The sequence below is a fragment of the Rhizobium binae genome, from assembly GCF_017357225.1.
Classification (GTDB): domain Bacteria; phylum Pseudomonadota; class Alphaproteobacteria; order Rhizobiales; family Rhizobiaceae; genus Rhizobium; species Rhizobium binae.
In genome coordinates, this window is record NZ_CP071606.1 from 351,719 (window position 1) to 365,840 (window position 14,122).

Annotated in this window: 16 protein-coding genes; 2 read left to right on the forward strand and 14 right to left on the reverse strand. The window is 61.9% G+C overall.

Annotated elements, in window-relative coordinates; genetic code table 11:
• Positions 1-312 precede the first annotated feature (312 nt).
• The 14 genes from J2J99_RS26200 to ccoN form a co-directional block, all read right to left on the reverse strand.
• Positions 313-990 carry a CBS domain-containing protein gene (locus J2J99_RS26200; protein WP_168302104.1) on the reverse strand — a complete coding sequence of 226 codons (678 nt, stop codon included), beginning with the start codon at positions 988-990 and terminating at the stop codon, positions 313-315.
• Between the two features lie 116 nt (positions 991-1,106).
• Complete coding sequence (locus J2J99_RS26205) at positions 1,107-1,244, reverse strand: hypothetical protein (protein WP_207600986.1); 138 nt, start codon at positions 1,242-1,244, stop codon at positions 1,107-1,109.
• The gene (gene ccmE / locus J2J99_RS26210; RefSeq protein WP_207600987.1) at positions 1,241-1,753 is read right to left on the reverse strand and encodes a cytochrome c maturation protein CcmE; all 513 of its coding nucleotides are present in this window, start codon (positions 1,751-1,753) and stop codon (positions 1,241-1,243) included. The genes J2J99_RS26205 and ccmE overlap by 4 nt, the downstream gene beginning before the upstream one ends.
• Positions 1,750-2,190, reverse strand: a complete 441-nt coding sequence (gene ccmI / locus J2J99_RS26215; protein WP_246735384.1) for a c-type cytochrome biogenesis protein CcmI — start codon at positions 2,188-2,190, stop codon at positions 1,750-1,752. Before ccmI ends, ccmE begins: the two co-directional genes overlap by 4 nt.
• A 22-nt stretch (positions 2,191-2,212) precedes the next feature.
• Positions 2,213-2,878 (reverse strand): Crp/Fnr family transcriptional regulator, encoded by a 666-nt coding sequence (locus J2J99_RS26220; RefSeq protein ID WP_168297893.1) that lies wholly within the window; start codon positions 2,876-2,878, stop codon positions 2,213-2,215.
• 27 nt (positions 2,879-2,905) lie between these two features.
• Positions 2,906-3,064 (reverse strand): cbb3-type cytochrome oxidase assembly protein CcoS, encoded by a 159-nt coding sequence (gene ccoS, locus J2J99_RS26225; RefSeq protein WP_010029083.1) that lies wholly within the window; start codon positions 3,062-3,064, stop codon positions 2,906-2,908.
• Complete coding sequence (locus tag J2J99_RS26230) at positions 3,061-5,349, reverse strand: cation-translocating P-type ATPase (RefSeq protein WP_168297890.1); 2,289 nt, start codon at positions 5,347-5,349, stop codon at positions 3,061-3,063. The genes ccoS and J2J99_RS26230 overlap by 4 nt, the downstream gene beginning before the upstream one ends.
• Positions 5,346-5,831, reverse strand: a complete 486-nt coding sequence (locus J2J99_RS26235) for a FixH family protein (protein WP_168297888.1) — start codon at positions 5,829-5,831, stop codon at positions 5,346-5,348. The genes J2J99_RS26230 and J2J99_RS26235 overlap by 4 nt, the downstream gene beginning before the upstream one ends.
• On the reverse strand, positions 5,828-7,396 hold the full coding sequence (gene ccoG / locus J2J99_RS26240; RefSeq protein ID WP_168297886.1) for a cytochrome c oxidase accessory protein CcoG: 1,569 nt from the start codon (positions 7,394-7,396) through the stop codon (positions 5,828-5,830). The genes J2J99_RS26235 and ccoG overlap by 4 nt, the downstream gene beginning before the upstream one ends.
• 170 nt (positions 7,397-7,566) lie before the next feature.
• Complete coding sequence (locus J2J99_RS26245) at positions 7,567-7,752, reverse strand: hypothetical protein (RefSeq protein ID WP_168297884.1); 186 nt, start codon at positions 7,750-7,752, stop codon at positions 7,567-7,569.
• A 10-nt stretch (positions 7,753-7,762) separates the two neighbouring features.
• Entirely contained in the window at positions 7,763-8,626 is an 864-nt protein-coding gene (gene ccoP, locus J2J99_RS26250; RefSeq protein ID WP_168297882.1) for a cytochrome-c oxidase, cbb3-type subunit III, read from the reverse strand.
• A 1-nt stretch (position 8,627) separates the two neighbouring features.
• A complete protein-coding gene (locus J2J99_RS26255) occupies positions 8,628-8,780 on the reverse strand; it encodes a cbb3-type cytochrome c oxidase subunit 3 (RefSeq protein ID WP_168297880.1) in 153 nt (50 codons plus the stop codon).
• A gap of 8 nt (positions 8,781-8,788) precedes the next feature.
• A complete protein-coding gene (gene ccoO, locus J2J99_RS26260) occupies positions 8,789-9,523 on the reverse strand; it encodes a cytochrome-c oxidase, cbb3-type subunit II (RefSeq protein ID WP_168297878.1) in 735 nt (244 codons plus the stop codon).
• An 8-nt stretch (positions 9,524-9,531) separates the two neighbouring features.
• Complete coding sequence (gene ccoN / locus J2J99_RS26265; protein WP_168297877.1) at positions 9,532-11,154, reverse strand: cytochrome-c oxidase, cbb3-type subunit I; 1,623 nt, start codon at positions 11,152-11,154, stop codon at positions 9,532-9,534.
• 236 nt (positions 11,155-11,390) lie between these two features.
• Here ccoN and J2J99_RS26270 point away from each other — a divergent pair, with 236 nt between their 5' ends.
• The gene (locus tag J2J99_RS26270) at positions 11,391-12,122 is read left to right on the forward strand and encodes a Crp/Fnr family transcriptional regulator (protein ID WP_168297875.1); all 732 of its coding nucleotides are present in this window, start codon (positions 11,391-11,393) and stop codon (positions 12,120-12,122) included.
• A gap of 26 nt (positions 12,123-12,148) precedes the next feature.
• Positions 12,149-14,074, forward strand: coding sequence for a hybrid sensor histidine kinase/response regulator (locus J2J99_RS26275; protein WP_168297873.1), 1,926 nt, complete (start codon positions 12,149-12,151; stop codon positions 14,072-14,074).
• Positions 14,075-14,122 lie beyond the last annotated feature (48 nt).

A 14,122-nucleotide genomic window follows, 5' to 3' on the forward strand; every position in this document is an offset into this window, starting at 1 on the left:
AGGTTCGTGCATTCGCCGGTCGATCGATCCCCTACCTGGCCGTTCTTACCGCTATCGTTGGCTGCGCAAACGCTGCGCCGACAGATCAGCGTGCTTGCCGAGAGCCGCCGGCTGCGTGACAGGAAAACGCCATCGGCGTGATTGCTTTCCATTCAAAGAAGAAACCCGGCGGCCGGGCTAATATCGAAAGGCGAGTCGGGGTTTTCCGTGTCAAGCAGGGAAGTTGACAGATGGCTTGCTCGATCTTGATAGATCGAGCAAGCCTCCTCGTCACTTTGGCGCGATGACGGCGCGCCAATGCGACCCGAGCCTTCAATCCTGACTGTGAACAGGTGATACGAGCAGGCGATCCTTGTAGCCGGCAATGCCGCCAAGCCCTTCGACGAGAACCTTGATCGCCCTGCGCTTGAGCTCGGATTCCACCTGACCGTCGACGGTCACCTGGCCGTTGCGGACAGATACATGCACCTTCTGCGGAGTAAGACCGAGGTCTGATCTCAGCCGGGTGCGCACCGCCAGCCGGATGGCATCGTCTCCGCGCGGCAATACGGCCGTTGGCGCCTCGGCGATGACTCGCAAAATATCCCTTCGGCTGACGATTCCGACCAGACGTTCGTCTTCGACGATCGGCAGCCGCTTGATGCGGTGCACCTGCAGGCTTTCGGCGATATCGGAGACTTCGCTGTCCGGCCGTGCGACGATGACGTCCTGGGACATGATGTCGGCGACGCACCATCCGTTTCTGCCGATATAACGTTCGAGGTCGATTTCAGAGATCAGTTCCGATGCGCGTGCGGGACGAGGCGCAAACCGAACCTCCCGGCGCAAGAGCAGATCGCCTTCCGTGACCATGCCGCAGACGCGGCTTTGATCGTCAATGACAGGCAGGCCGCTGACGTGGTTTTGCAACATCATCGCGATCGCATTGCGCACGCTGACACCAGGGCTGATCGAAACCACATTCGTGGTCATTATATCCCTTGCTTGCATGGTCGCTGCCTCACTGATCATGATTATCGTCAGAAGATGCTAGAGGTCGGCCGTCCATATCGCTTTGATCTTTGTCAAACTCTGGATGGCGGCTGAAACTCTCCCCCTCATTCCTGTCACATCCCTCGGGCGAAGCCCTGTCGCCCGATCATCGCTTGGTCATGACGGCGGGCGCCGATGACAGGCACGATCGAGACGATCAGCGCCGTCGCCAGCGCCAGCACCAGGGCGTAATGGCCGATCTCGATGATCATGGCGTCGCCTTTGCCTCCTGCCCCTGGCTCCGTCCCCCCTGGCTCTGTCCCCCCTGGCTTTGTCCGCCTTGGCCTTCCTGCCACAGGCCCTGCGCCTTCAGCTTGTCGGCAACCTCCTTCGGCATATAGGTCTCGTCATGTTTGGCGAGCACCGTGTCGGCGACAAAGACGTTGCTGCCTGAGGCAAACATGCCCTCGGTGACCACACCCTGGCCCTCGCGGAACAGATCCGGAAGGATGCCGGTATATTGGACCTTGACCGCATTGGCGCTGCCGTCGGTGACGGCAAACTCCACCGTCGAGCCGGCGCCGCGCACGACGCTGCCTGCCCCGACCAGGCCGCCCAGCCGGATGCGGGTCTGCGGCGCCACCGGGGTCTTGGCCAGATCCGCCGGCATGTAGAAATAGGCCACCGACCGGCTGAAGGCGAACATCACCAACAGCACCGCCGCAAGGATGAAACCCATCCCGCCCGCGATCACCGCAAGGCGCTTCTGCTTGCGCGTCATCTCGAATCTCCTTGGCGTTCTGTCCTGACGATCAGCATTGCGAGGTTCTGGCCGGGATCCTCCAACCGTGCCTGCAGCGGCTGTGATGGCATGTCGGGCGAACCCAGCCGGGCATGAAGGCCGATGCTCGCGAGCGGAAGAAATGCGATGATGGCGAGCGTCGGCCACCTGTGGGCCTGGGGTCGTCTCCGGCGCTCTTCATGTTGTTGTTCGCTTGCTTTGAAAAGCCGCCGTGCGACTTCGGCACGGGCATATTCGTACTCGTTGCGCCCGAGCTGGTTCGTCTGCACTTCCCGGTCGAGCTCCAGGGAATAAAGGAGGGAGGCGATGACGGCAGTCGCGCTGACCGCAAAAACATTCCATATAAGCATGACGTCCAAGTGCCTTTTGCGCCTGAACATAGCGGGGCGGGCCATCGCAACATTGACGCCGGTCAAATTGCATTGCGGCTATCGGGTTTCAACACGCTTTGCGTAGCAGATCGACGCTGTCGATCAGGATGACCTTGCCTCTGACTTCGACCCCTGCAGTAACAAGAGCAGCGAAGGCCCGCGAAAGGGCTTCAGGGGCAAGCCCCAGCTTGCCGGCAAGAATCCTCTTCCGGTAGGGCAGCCGAAACGTCACCTGCGAGGCTGATGCCGGGCATCGGCTCACGAGATAATTTGCGACACGCTGGGCGGCAGTGTGCAGCCGGTCTTCCGCTATGCAATCCATCGCGCCGAGCAGATGCCGGGCCATGATGCGCATGACGTTGCGATGCATGACGGGATATCGGTCAGTAAGCGCTCGTAATTGCGAAAGTTCGAACAAGGCGACCTCCGCACAGTCTGCCGACCACGCGCTGTAGGCGTAGGCGACGCCGCCCGACAGGAGATATTCGCCAAAGGTGTCGCCCGGCTCGCAGACGCAGATATCTGCTTCGCGCCCGGCGGACTCAGATTTCGAAAGCCGCACGAAGCCGCGCATCACGAAATAGACGAACGACGCCGGCTGGCCCTCGGCGACGATCCGCCCATCGGGTGCGAAGGTTCGGAACTGAGCCGTGGCCATGAGTTCCTCTATCGTCGCCTCATCCAGGCCGTCGAACAGGTCAGACCGCAAAAGTATGGGGTTTTTCGCAAGCATCGGTCGTCCTTTCTTTGGCCTGTCGGTTCACGATTTTTTCCGATCGGTTTCGTCCTCGGCGAGGATCCGCCAGGCGGCGCCCTCAAGGTCGTCATACTGGCCGCTTTTCAGCGACCAGAGGAACGCCAGGAGACCCATTCCTCCCATCAGCAGTGCGATCGGTATCAGATAGATCAGCATGTTCATGCGGTTCTAACCTCCGCATTCCCGCCGGCGCGCGCCACGGTCCGCAAACCAGGCCCCTTGCCGAAGGCATTCAACCGGAGCGCGTTCGTCACGACGATGATCGACGATGTCGACATGGCCACCGCCGCGATCAGCGGCGTCGCCAGCCCGGCGATCGCGATCGGCACCGCCAGCACGTTGTAGCCGATGGCGAGGGCAAAGTTCTGCCGGATCAGGCTGGCGGATCTTCGAGCCACGGCGATCGCTTCGGGAACGGCATCGAGCCGGTCGTTGAAAAAGACGAGGTCGGCCGCCTGCCTGCCGATGTCGGATGCCGTGGCAGGCGCCATCGAAACATGCGCGGCGGCAAGTGCGGGAGCGTCGTTAATCCCATCGCCGACCATGAGCACGCTGTGTCCCTCGCCGCTCAGCCTCCGGCATTCCTCGACCTTCTGTTTCGGCGTCAGGACGCCCAGAGCCCGATCGATACCGAGAGCTTGCGCCGTGTTGTCGACAACTGTCTGCCTGTCGCCCGATACCATCAGCGTCTCAATGCCGGCGGCAGCAAGCTGGCCTATGGCCTGGGCCGCGCCGGGGCGAAGCGTGTCGTCAAACAGGAAGCGGGCTAGATCGGTGCCGTTCTTCGACAGGACCACTTCCGAAAACGGACTGTCGCCCACGCGAGGCGCGAGGCTGGCTCCGCAGGCAAAGGCCCGGTTGCCCAGCCGATAGACGTCCGTTCCGCTCCAGGCTTCCAGTCCCCCGCCGGGAATTTCCGTGACCCTGTCGAAGGCGAGGGAGGAAACGAATTCCATGTCCCGCACCAAGGCCTGGGAAAGGGGATGGCGTGAATGCGCCGCCAATGCTGAGGCGATGGCGGTAGTGTCCGCGTCGATCGCTTCGACGCGCGCGAGGCGGGGCCGGCCCATCGTCAGGGTGCCGGTCTTGTCGAAGGCCACGACATCCGCCTCGGCCAGCCTTTCGAGCGCCGAGCCGTCCTTGACCATGATGCCCTTGCGGAAAAGCTCGCCCGCGGCGACCACCTGGACCACCGGCACCGCAAGGCCCAATGCGCAGGGGCAGGTAATGATCAGCACCGCGACCGCGACCAGCATGGCCTGTTTCCAGTCACCACCGAGCAAGCCCCAGGCGAGGAACGAAGCCAGCGCCAGCAGGTGCACCGCCGGGGAATAGAGTGCTGCGGCGCGATCGGCGATCCGGCGATAGCGAGCCCTTCCGCCTTCGGCCGCTTCCATCAGGCCGATGACTTCCGAAAGAAGCGACTCTCTCGCCAGTTTTGTCGCCCGCAGGACGAGCGAGCCGGTCAGGTTCATCGCACCCGAATTCACCGCGCTGCCTTCCGCGACGGCGACCGGACTGCTCTCGCCGGTGACGATGGAGAGGTCGACGTCGCTCTCGCCGCTGACGATCATACCGTCGACGGGAATGCGTTCGCCGGCCGCAATCGAGATTTCGTCTCCGACCGCGATCTCTTCGACCGCGACGTAGCGCCGCGATCCGTCCGGCATGATCAGCAGCGCCCCGCGCGGCGCCAGTCTTGCAAGCCCGTTGATCGCCGCGCGGGCCTTTTCCCGCATCACATGATCGAGGGTTCTGCCGATCAGCAGGAAGAACAGCAGGGAAACCGATGCGTCGAACCAGGCATGTTCACCATGGTGCATGGTCTCCCACAAGGAGACGGCATACGAGAGCGTCACGGCAAGCGAGATCGGCACGTCCATGTTGGTACGCCCGCGCTTCAGAGCATTCCAGGCCGATTTGAAGAAGAAGCGTCCAGCGTAGACCAGCGCCGGGGCCGCGATCATCGCCGAGATCCAGTGAAACATGTCGCGCGTCGCCGCATCGGCGCCCGACCAGACCGATACCGAGAGCAGCATGATGTTGGCGGCGGCAAAACCGGAGATGCCGATCGCCAGCAGCAGCTGGTTTCGGATCCTGTCGGTTTCGGGCGCCGTCGACGTGATAAGATGCGCGCGGTAACCGGCCGCAGCGATCGCCGCGAGGATTTCGGAGGGATCGGTCGCCTGCGTCTCGATCTCCTCCCGATAGACGCAGCTGACCCTCCTGGCGGTGAGATTGACCCGGGCTTTGCGGACGAAGGGAAGCGCCGACAGCGCGCCTTCGATGGCCGATATGCAACCGCCGCAATGGACGTCGGGTACGCTGAGGTCGAGCTGGCGCAATCCGGCCTCGAGCGGATGGCTGGCAAGGCGGATTTCCTCGGCGCTGGACGATGTCGCGCTGAGGGCGAGAACGCTTTCGGTATCCATCGAACAGCAGGTCATTGACCGAACTCCGCGGTATCGAAGCGCTTGGCCTCATGCATGACGACCACGCCGTTTCGTCTCGATACGGCCTCGACGATCCAGTCGCCGCCGGCGACTTCGTGTTCGGCTTCGAACCGCCCCTCCCCGGTCTTGCGCAGCGTCAGGCGGAAATCCTCATGATCGCCGACGGGCCGTCTGAAGTTCAGCGTGACATCGTCGACGATTGCGGGCGCGCCCCCCTTGTCGTGGATCTCGTAGCGGATCTCGCGGCCCTTGATGGTGAGAGCGCCTGCGACGCCGGAGGCGGCCATTGCCTTCATCGCTGCCGCCTTGCCGTTGAATTCCTGGCTGGCCACATAGGTATTTTCGACGACCAGGCCGCTCCAGCTGGACGAGGCATAAAAGGCCATGGTGACGTTGACGGCGATCACCACGGCGAAGAACGCCGAGGTGGCAAGCAGCATGTGCCAGCCGGTAAAACCTTGAGTGGAAGCCCTCATTTCACGTCTCCCGGTGCATTGAACGCGGCGCGATAGGTTGCCCGGTCGGCATGGCCCGTATCTTCGATGACGAAGAGGAATTCATTGATCTCGGCTCCGTCGGGCTTGCGTGTGACGAAGACCTTGAGCGTCGTGGCCGCGTCGGGTTCGGCATGAACCGTGAAGCTGCGGCCATCCTGCCGGCCGAACTCGGGAATGCGCATCATGCCCCCCTCCAGCCCGACGAGGGTGACGGTGACGTCGCGCGGGGTCGGCACCATGTTGAGGACGCGAAGCGTGTAGCCGTTGCGGATGGAGCCGTCGCTTTCCAGAACATATTGGGGGTTGCGGTCGTGAACGACATTGAGCTCGAGCCGTTCGCGGAAGGCGAGATGGATTACCATGGCGATGCCGATCGATGCCCAGACGACGGCGTAGAAGACGATTCTCGGGCGAAAGATGATGCGCCAGTCGAAATGCCGGACCGCCGAGATGAAGCTTCCGTCGTCGTCGCGGACATTGGAGGGCTGGATGGCCGTCCGGCCTCCATCCGTTGCAAGCGACATGTTGCTCGAATATTCGCTGAGCGTCGCATAGGCGATCAGGCCGCGCGGCTTTCCGAGCTTGTCCATGACCCCGTCACAGGCGTCGATGCAGAGCGCGCAAGTGATGCATTCCATCTGCTGGCCGTCGCGAATGTCGATTCCCATCGGGCAGACCGCGACGCAGGCATTGCAATCCACGCAGTCGCCGACTGGCAAACCCTGGGCCTGGGCTTTCTTGGCGTGGCGCGACCGCTGCTCGCCCCGCCAGTCGTTATAGGTGACCACAAGCGAATTCTCGTCGAGCATCGCGCCCTGGATGCGCGGCCACGGACACATATAGGTGCACACCTGCTCGCGCATGAGGCCGCCGAGCACATAGGTCGTGGCGGTCAGGATGGCGATTGTGGCATAGGCGGCCGCAGGAGCACTGCCAGCAAACAGCGACGCCGCCAGGCTCGGCGCGTCGGCAAAATAGAAGATCCACGCCCCGCCCGTGGCCACGCCGATCAGGAGCCAGATCGCATGCTTGGTCAGCCGCTTCCTGATCTTGTCGAAGGTGAAGGGGCCGGCGTCGAGCTTCATCCGCGCGTTTCGGTCGCCTTCGATGGCGCGTTCGACGACGAGAAAGAGATCGACCCAGACGGTCTGCGGACAGGCGTAGCCGCACCAGGCGCGGCCGACCGCAGCGGTGACGAGAAAGAGGCCGAAACCCGCCATGACGAGCAGGCCCGCGACATAGTAGAATTCCTGCGGCCAGATCTCGATGAAGAAAAAGAAGAAACGCCGCGCGGACAGGTCGACGAGGATTGCCTGGTCGGGCGCGTAGGGGCCGCGATCCCAACGGATCCACGGCGCGAGGTAGTAGATGCCGAGCGTAATCAGCATCACGATCCATTTGAACCGGCGGAATCGCCCCTCGGCGCGCTTTGGGAAAATCTTCTTTCGCGGCGCATAGAGGGGCTGGCGGTTGCGCCGGGCGTTGACCGGCTCGACGCTGACGCGCTCAATGTCATTTGGATCGGGGGCGGTATAAAGATTCATGGGACCTGTCCGGTTTTCACCCGCTCTTGTCCCATCGGCGGTGCATCCATTCCTTGATGCAGATCAAGAATGACCTTCCAGAAGCGAAAAGGCCACGCCCGGGGTGAGGGGCGCGGCCGGAGGACAGCGGGGGAGAAACACCGCTGGGACGTCCTCGACAGGAGCTGTCACTATCGGCTCGTCTGCTTTTGATCTTTGAGGCTGGTCAAACTCACGATCGAATTGCCGATCTTTGCCGGGTCGTCCTGCTCCGAAGGCGCAGGCGTCGGTTTGGCGCGCGCCGAGACACGCGATCGGATAACAGCACGCGGTGTGCCGTAGAGACCGAGGACGGGATTGTGGTCGTGGGTTGTCATCGCTTTCTCCTTAGGTCCCGCCGCCCAGCGAATGGACGAAAATGGTCAGCTCCTTGATCGTCGTGTCTCCGAGGCGCGCCGCCCAGGCAGGCATGACGCCATGTTTGGGAGAGGCGACCTGGCGGAGGATGGCGTCTTCGCCGCGCGCCTTCAGCCAGATCGCGTCGCCGAGATCCGGCGCCCCCATTTCCGCCTTGCCCTTGGCATCCTCGCCGTGACATGCGGCGCAATTGTCAATGAAGACCTGCTTTCCCGCCTCCGCGAGCGCGGGGTCCGATGGCGTATTGGTCAGTCCCCAGACATAGGCGGCCACCTGCTTCATCTGGATGGGTTGCAGGACATCGGAAAAGGGCGGCATCTCGGAAGCATGGGTATCCGTATCGCCGTCGAAGCGGATACCATGAGCGATCGAGGTCTGAATGGCGTCAAGGTCCCCGCCCCACAGCCAGTCATCGTCGTTGAGATTCGGGAACCCCGGGCCGCCACTCGCGCCCGAGCCATGACACGGCGCGCAATTGACCTTGAATGCGGACGCGCCGCCGGCGATGGCGAATTCACGAAGAGCCGGATCCGCGTCGATTTCCTGCACTGTCTTGGCAGCGATCAGATCATGGACCTTCGTCTGGGATGCCTTGGCAAGATCGAGGTTCTGCTGCAGTTCGGCGCGCGTCGAGTAGCCGAAATAACCTTTCGTGGCAGAGGTGATCATCGGGATGGCCGGATAGGCGATGGCATAGCCGATCGCCCACAGGATCGTGACGTAGAACGTCCAGACCCACCACCGCGGCATGGGATTGTTGAGCTCGCGGATGCCGTCCCATTCATGCCCGGTCGTTTCGACGCCGCTTAATTCATCGATATGTTTTTCCGACATCTCAATCATCCTTCAAGGGAATATCGGCGGCTTCTTTCGCCGCCTGCTTGCTGCCTGGGCGAAGGGTGAACACGACCGCGCCGACGAAGAATGCTGCCATCGCCAGGAGGCCCCAGCTGTCGGCGAAGTGTCTCATTGCAGTATAGGTTTCCATGGATTCCCTCACCGGTAGCCGGTCGCGTCGTCATAGGTCGAGAAATCGACCAGCGTACCGAGCATCTGCAGATAGGACACCAGGGCGTCCATTTCGGTCAGCCTGGCCGGGTCGCCATCGAAATCGCCGACCTTCGCCTTCGGATAGCGTTTAAGTAGGGCCGTCGTGTCCGCATTCGGATCGGCCTGAGCACGCATGTCGGCCTCGGCATTCGCCAGCATCTCGTCGCTGTAAGGCACGCCCACGTCCTCATTGGCCTTGAGGTCCATTCCGACACCCTTGACCGTCACCTCCTGCTCCTTGAGGAAGGCGTAGCTCGGCATGATGGATTCAGGCACCACGGCGCGCGGATTTGCGAGATGCTGGACGTGCCATTCGTTCGAGTAGCGTCCGCCGACGCGGGCCAGATCCGGTCCAGTTCGCTTGGATCCCCACTGGAAAGGATGGTCGTACATCGATTCCGCAGCCAGCGAGTAATGGCCGTACCGTTCGACTTCATCGCGGAACGGCCGGATCATCTGGCTGTGGCAGAGATAGCAGCCTTCACGAATGTAAATGTTCCGCCCGGCGAGTTCCAGCGGCGTGTAAGGCCGCATGCCTTCCACTTTCTCGATCGTGTTCTGCAGGTAGAACAGCGGTGCGATTTCGACGATGCCGCCGATGCTGACGACGAGCAGCGAACCGACCAGAAGTAGCGTCGCGTTCTTCTCGAGGATCTTATGTTTATCAAGTATCGATGCCATGTCTCACCTCATTCGGCAGGCTGTGCCTGGGGCACGAGAGTGGTCGGGATTGCAGCTTCGTCGCGCAGGTGGCCGCGGATCGTCATGAACACGTTCCAGGCCATGACGAGGCCGCCCGCCAGGTAAAGCGCTCCGCCGACCGCGCGCAGCACGTAGTAGGGGATCATCGCCGCGACCGTCTCCGCGAAGGAATAGACGAGGAAGCCCTGGGAATTGTATTCGCGCCACATCAGCCCCTGCTGGATGCCGGCGACCCACAGGACCGCGGCGTAGATCACGATGCCGAGGGTCGCGAGCCAGAAGTGCCAGTTGACCATCCGCAGGCTGTAGAGACGCTCGCGTCCCCACAGTTTCGGCGTCAGGTAGTAGATCGCTCCGAAGGTGATCATGCCCACCCAGCCGAGCGCGCCGGAATGCACGTGGCCGATCGTCCATTCGGTATAGTGGCTGAGCGAATTGACGGCCTTGACCGACATCATCGGGCCTTCAAAGGTCGACATGCCGTAAAAGGCGATGGCGACGATCATCATGCGGATGATCGGGTCGGTGCGGATCTTGTCCCAGGCGCCCGAAAGGGTCATCAGGCCGTTGATCATGCCGCCCCAGGAGGGCATCCAGAGCATGACCGAGAACACCATGCCGAGCGTCTGCGCCCAGTCGGGCAGCGCCGTGTAATGCAGGTGGTGCGGACCGGCCCAGATATACATGAAGATCAGAGCCCAGAAGTGGATGATCGACAGCCGGTAGGAATAGACGGGCCGGTTGGCCTGCTTCGGCACGAAATAGTACATCATGCCGAGGAAGCCGGCGGTGAGAAAGAAGCCGACGGCATTATGGCCGTACCACCATTGGGTCAGCGCATCCTGAACGCCGGAGAAGAGCGAATAGCTCTTGGAGCCCAGGAACGACGCCGGAACCGCAAGATTGTTGACCACGTGCAGCATCGCAATGGTGACGATGAAGCCGAGATAGAACCAGTTCGCCACATAGATATGCGGTTCCTTGCGCTTCAGGATCGTTCCGAGATAGACGGCGAGATAGGCAACCCAGACGATGGTCAGCCACAGGTCGACATACCATTCGGGCTCGGCATATTCACGGGCTTGGGTGATGCCGAGCACGTAGCCGGTCGCGGCCATGACGATGAAGAGCTGGTAGCCCCAGAAGACGAACCAGGCGAGCGAGCCGCCGAAGAGGCGCGCGCGGCACGTGCGCTGCACCACGTAGAACGAGGTCATGATCAGCGCGTTGCCGCCAAAGGCGAAGATGACAGCCGAGGTGTGAACCGGCCGCAATCTTCCGAAGTTGAGATAGGGCGCAATGTTGAGGTCGGGAAACGCCAGCTGCAGCGCGATGATCACACCGACGAGGAAGCCGACGACGCCCCAGAACACCGTGGCGATCAGGCCGTAGCGGACCACCTCGTCGAAGTAACCGGATATGTCGGCTTTGCGCTGTTGGTCAGCCGGTGAAAACTCGACGTTCCTGACAAGCAGCAACGTTCCCGCCACCAGGCAGAGGCAGAGTATGCCCATATGGACCGCAAAGAGATGGTCGTGCGCGAATGCGGCTGCGAGCAGCGCTAGAAACGCTGCGACCGCGACCACCACCGTTTCCGTCGTGTAATTCATGATGTCGTCCCCAGTGCACAGGCGACCGCCTCGCGGCCGGCTTTCTCGGATTTCGAGGCAGGACTGTCACGAAGCCGGGACTAGCTCCTTGATCTACATCAACAAGGGACTGGAAGCGTCGGACGAACCGCCGCTGTTACACACTGTTACAAACTTTCACCCTTTGGCACCGTCTGCTCATTCATGTGTGACACAGCGGCTTTCTACTGCACGCACTGCCACAAGGGGACACGACGATGCTGATGCAGAACAACCACGCGTTCGACAATACCGAGAAGACGTTAGAAGCCCTTCATGCCGGCGAATCGCTATCGTCGCTCTTCGTAAGTTCGACCGCCGAGGCCGTCGCGGCCGGCAAGGCGATTTGTTGGGAGGGCGATAAGGCCAACCATCTCTTCCAGGTGGTAGAAGGAGTCGTGCGCCTGCACCGCATCATCGGCGAGGGGCGCCGGGTGATAACTGCGTTTCATTTCGCCGGTGACCTCATCGGGGCGTCGTTGCAGAATGATTTCATTTTCACGGCAGAGGCCGTCACCGAATGCAAGATCCGCCGGATATCGCGCAAGAGTTTCCACGACGAAGTCGCCCGGTCGGATGCGCTCGGCCCCGCCTACATCTCGCTACTTTGCCAGGAGGCAGCCGCCGCGCATGAACAGATGGTCCTGCTGTCGAAGAAGAATGCCGAGGAGCGCCTCTGCAGCTTCATCGTCAAGCTGGCATCCCGCCGCAACCCGCGGCCGCGGCAAGGCTTGCTGCGTGTCCCCATGAACCGCCAGGACATTGCCGACCATCTCGGCCTGACCATCGAGACCGTTTCCCGCACGATCACGAAACTTGCGTCGCGCAACATCGTTGTTCCCGAGGGCAGGCATGACCTCAGGATCGTCAATCTCGCCCGACTGGTGCAGTTGTCCGGCGACGCTGATGATTTTTCGGGGGATTCCTGTCATAGGGTCAACCTGCACTGATGCAACAAGCCGCAGGATCGACATTCATGCCTCATCGCCTCGTGTCACCGAGAACCGCATCGCCGCAGGAGCTGGATGCCATGGTGCACGTGCTCGACGGCGCAGATATCCTGGTCCATCGTTTCGACGGGACGATCACGCACTGGTCCATCGGCTGCGAGAACATGTATGGCTGGGCACGAGAGGAGGCCGTCGGCGAGAAAGTCTACGACCTGCTGGCGACGAAGTTTCCCGAACCGGCGGAAAACATCCGCGACCAGCTGAAATCACGCGGTTTCTGGCAGGGCGAGGTCATTCACCGCCACAAGAGCGGCCACGAGATTCATGTCGCGTCCCGCTGCGTGCTGGTCAATCTCTCGGACGGGGAGTTTGCCGTTATCCAGACGAACAGCGACGTCAGCGCCTTGAGGCGGGCTCAAGAGGCGGTCAAGTCTCGTGAGGCGCATCTCAGTTCAATCCTTGACACCGTCCCCGATGCAATGGTGGTGATCGACCACAAGGGGACAGTTCTGTCGTTCAGCAAGGCTGCCGAGAAACTGTTCGGAATGTCATCGGATCAGATTTGCGGCCGCAACGTCAACAACCTGATGCCAAACCCCTACCGCGATGCTCATGACGGCTATATCGACCATTATATCGAAACCGGCGAGAAGCGCATTATCGGCTACGGGCGCGTCGTGACTGGGCAGCGGGCCGACGGCTCGCAATTCCCGATGGAGCTTCATGTCGGCGAGGCGACGGTCAACGGCGAGCGGATCTTCACCGGCTTCGTCCGGGACTTGACGAGCCGTTTCAAGATTGAGGAGGATCTTCGCCAGGCACAGAAGATGGAAGCGGTGGGGCAACTGACCGGGGGCATCGCGCACGATTTCAACAACCTCCTCACCGTCATCAGCGGCAACCTCGAAATGATCGAGGACAAGCTGCCGCCGGGCAGCCTTCGCGATCTTCTCAAGGAGGCCCAGGCCGCAGCGCAGGATGGAGCGATTCTCACCGGCCAGCTGCTGGCCTTCGGCCGGCGCCAGCCGCTGAACCCGAAGCATGCCGATCTCGGTCAGCTCGTCACCGGCTTCGCGGACCTGCTGCGCCGAACCCTCGGCGAAGATATCAAGCTGTCGACCGTCATCGACGGATCCGGCCTCGACGTACTGGTCGACAGTTCGCAGCTTCAGAACGCCATTCTGAACATCGCCCTGAACGCAAGGGACGCCATGCCGAAGGGCGGCAGTCTCACCACGACGATTTCGCGCGTCCACCTCGATGCCGATTATGCAAAAATGTACCCCGAGGTGCGCAGCGGCAATTTCGTCCTCATTACCATGACGGATACCGGCGCCGGGATGACCGAGGAGGTCAGGAAGCGGGCGATAGAACCGTTTTTCACGACGAAGGAAGTCGGCTCCGGCACCGGTCTCGGCCTCAGCATGGTCTATGGTTTCGTCAAGCAATCGGGCGGGCACCTTCAGCTCTACAGCGAGGTGGGCCGCGGCACGACGGTTCGGATTTATCTGCCGGCCGTCAACGAGGCGAAGCCCCGCCAATCCGTGCCGGATCAGGACGCCGGCGAGAGCCAGCTGCCCCGCGGTGACGAGATGGTGCTGGTAGTCGAGGATGACGCCCGCGTCCGCCGCGTCGCCGTCGCCAGGCTCGCTTCGATGGGCTATGAAGTGCGCGAAGCCGAAAACGGCCACCGCGCACTCGGTCTCCTCAGGGAAAATGCCGACATCGCGCTCCTGTTCACCGACATCGTGATGCCGGGCGGGATGACGGGCGACGAGCTCGCACGAAAGGTGCGCGTCTTGCGGCCCGACATCGCCGTTCTGTTCACGTCGGGATATTCCGAGCCGGGTCTTGCGGGCAAAGGAATCGTACCCGGCGCACAATGGCTGCGCAAGCCCTATACGGCAAGGGAGCTGGCGTCGAAGCTCCGCGAGCTTCTCGACGCGAGGTGAGCTCCAGGCTCGCGATCATCCGAACTATCGCGTCGGACTGACGTTCGC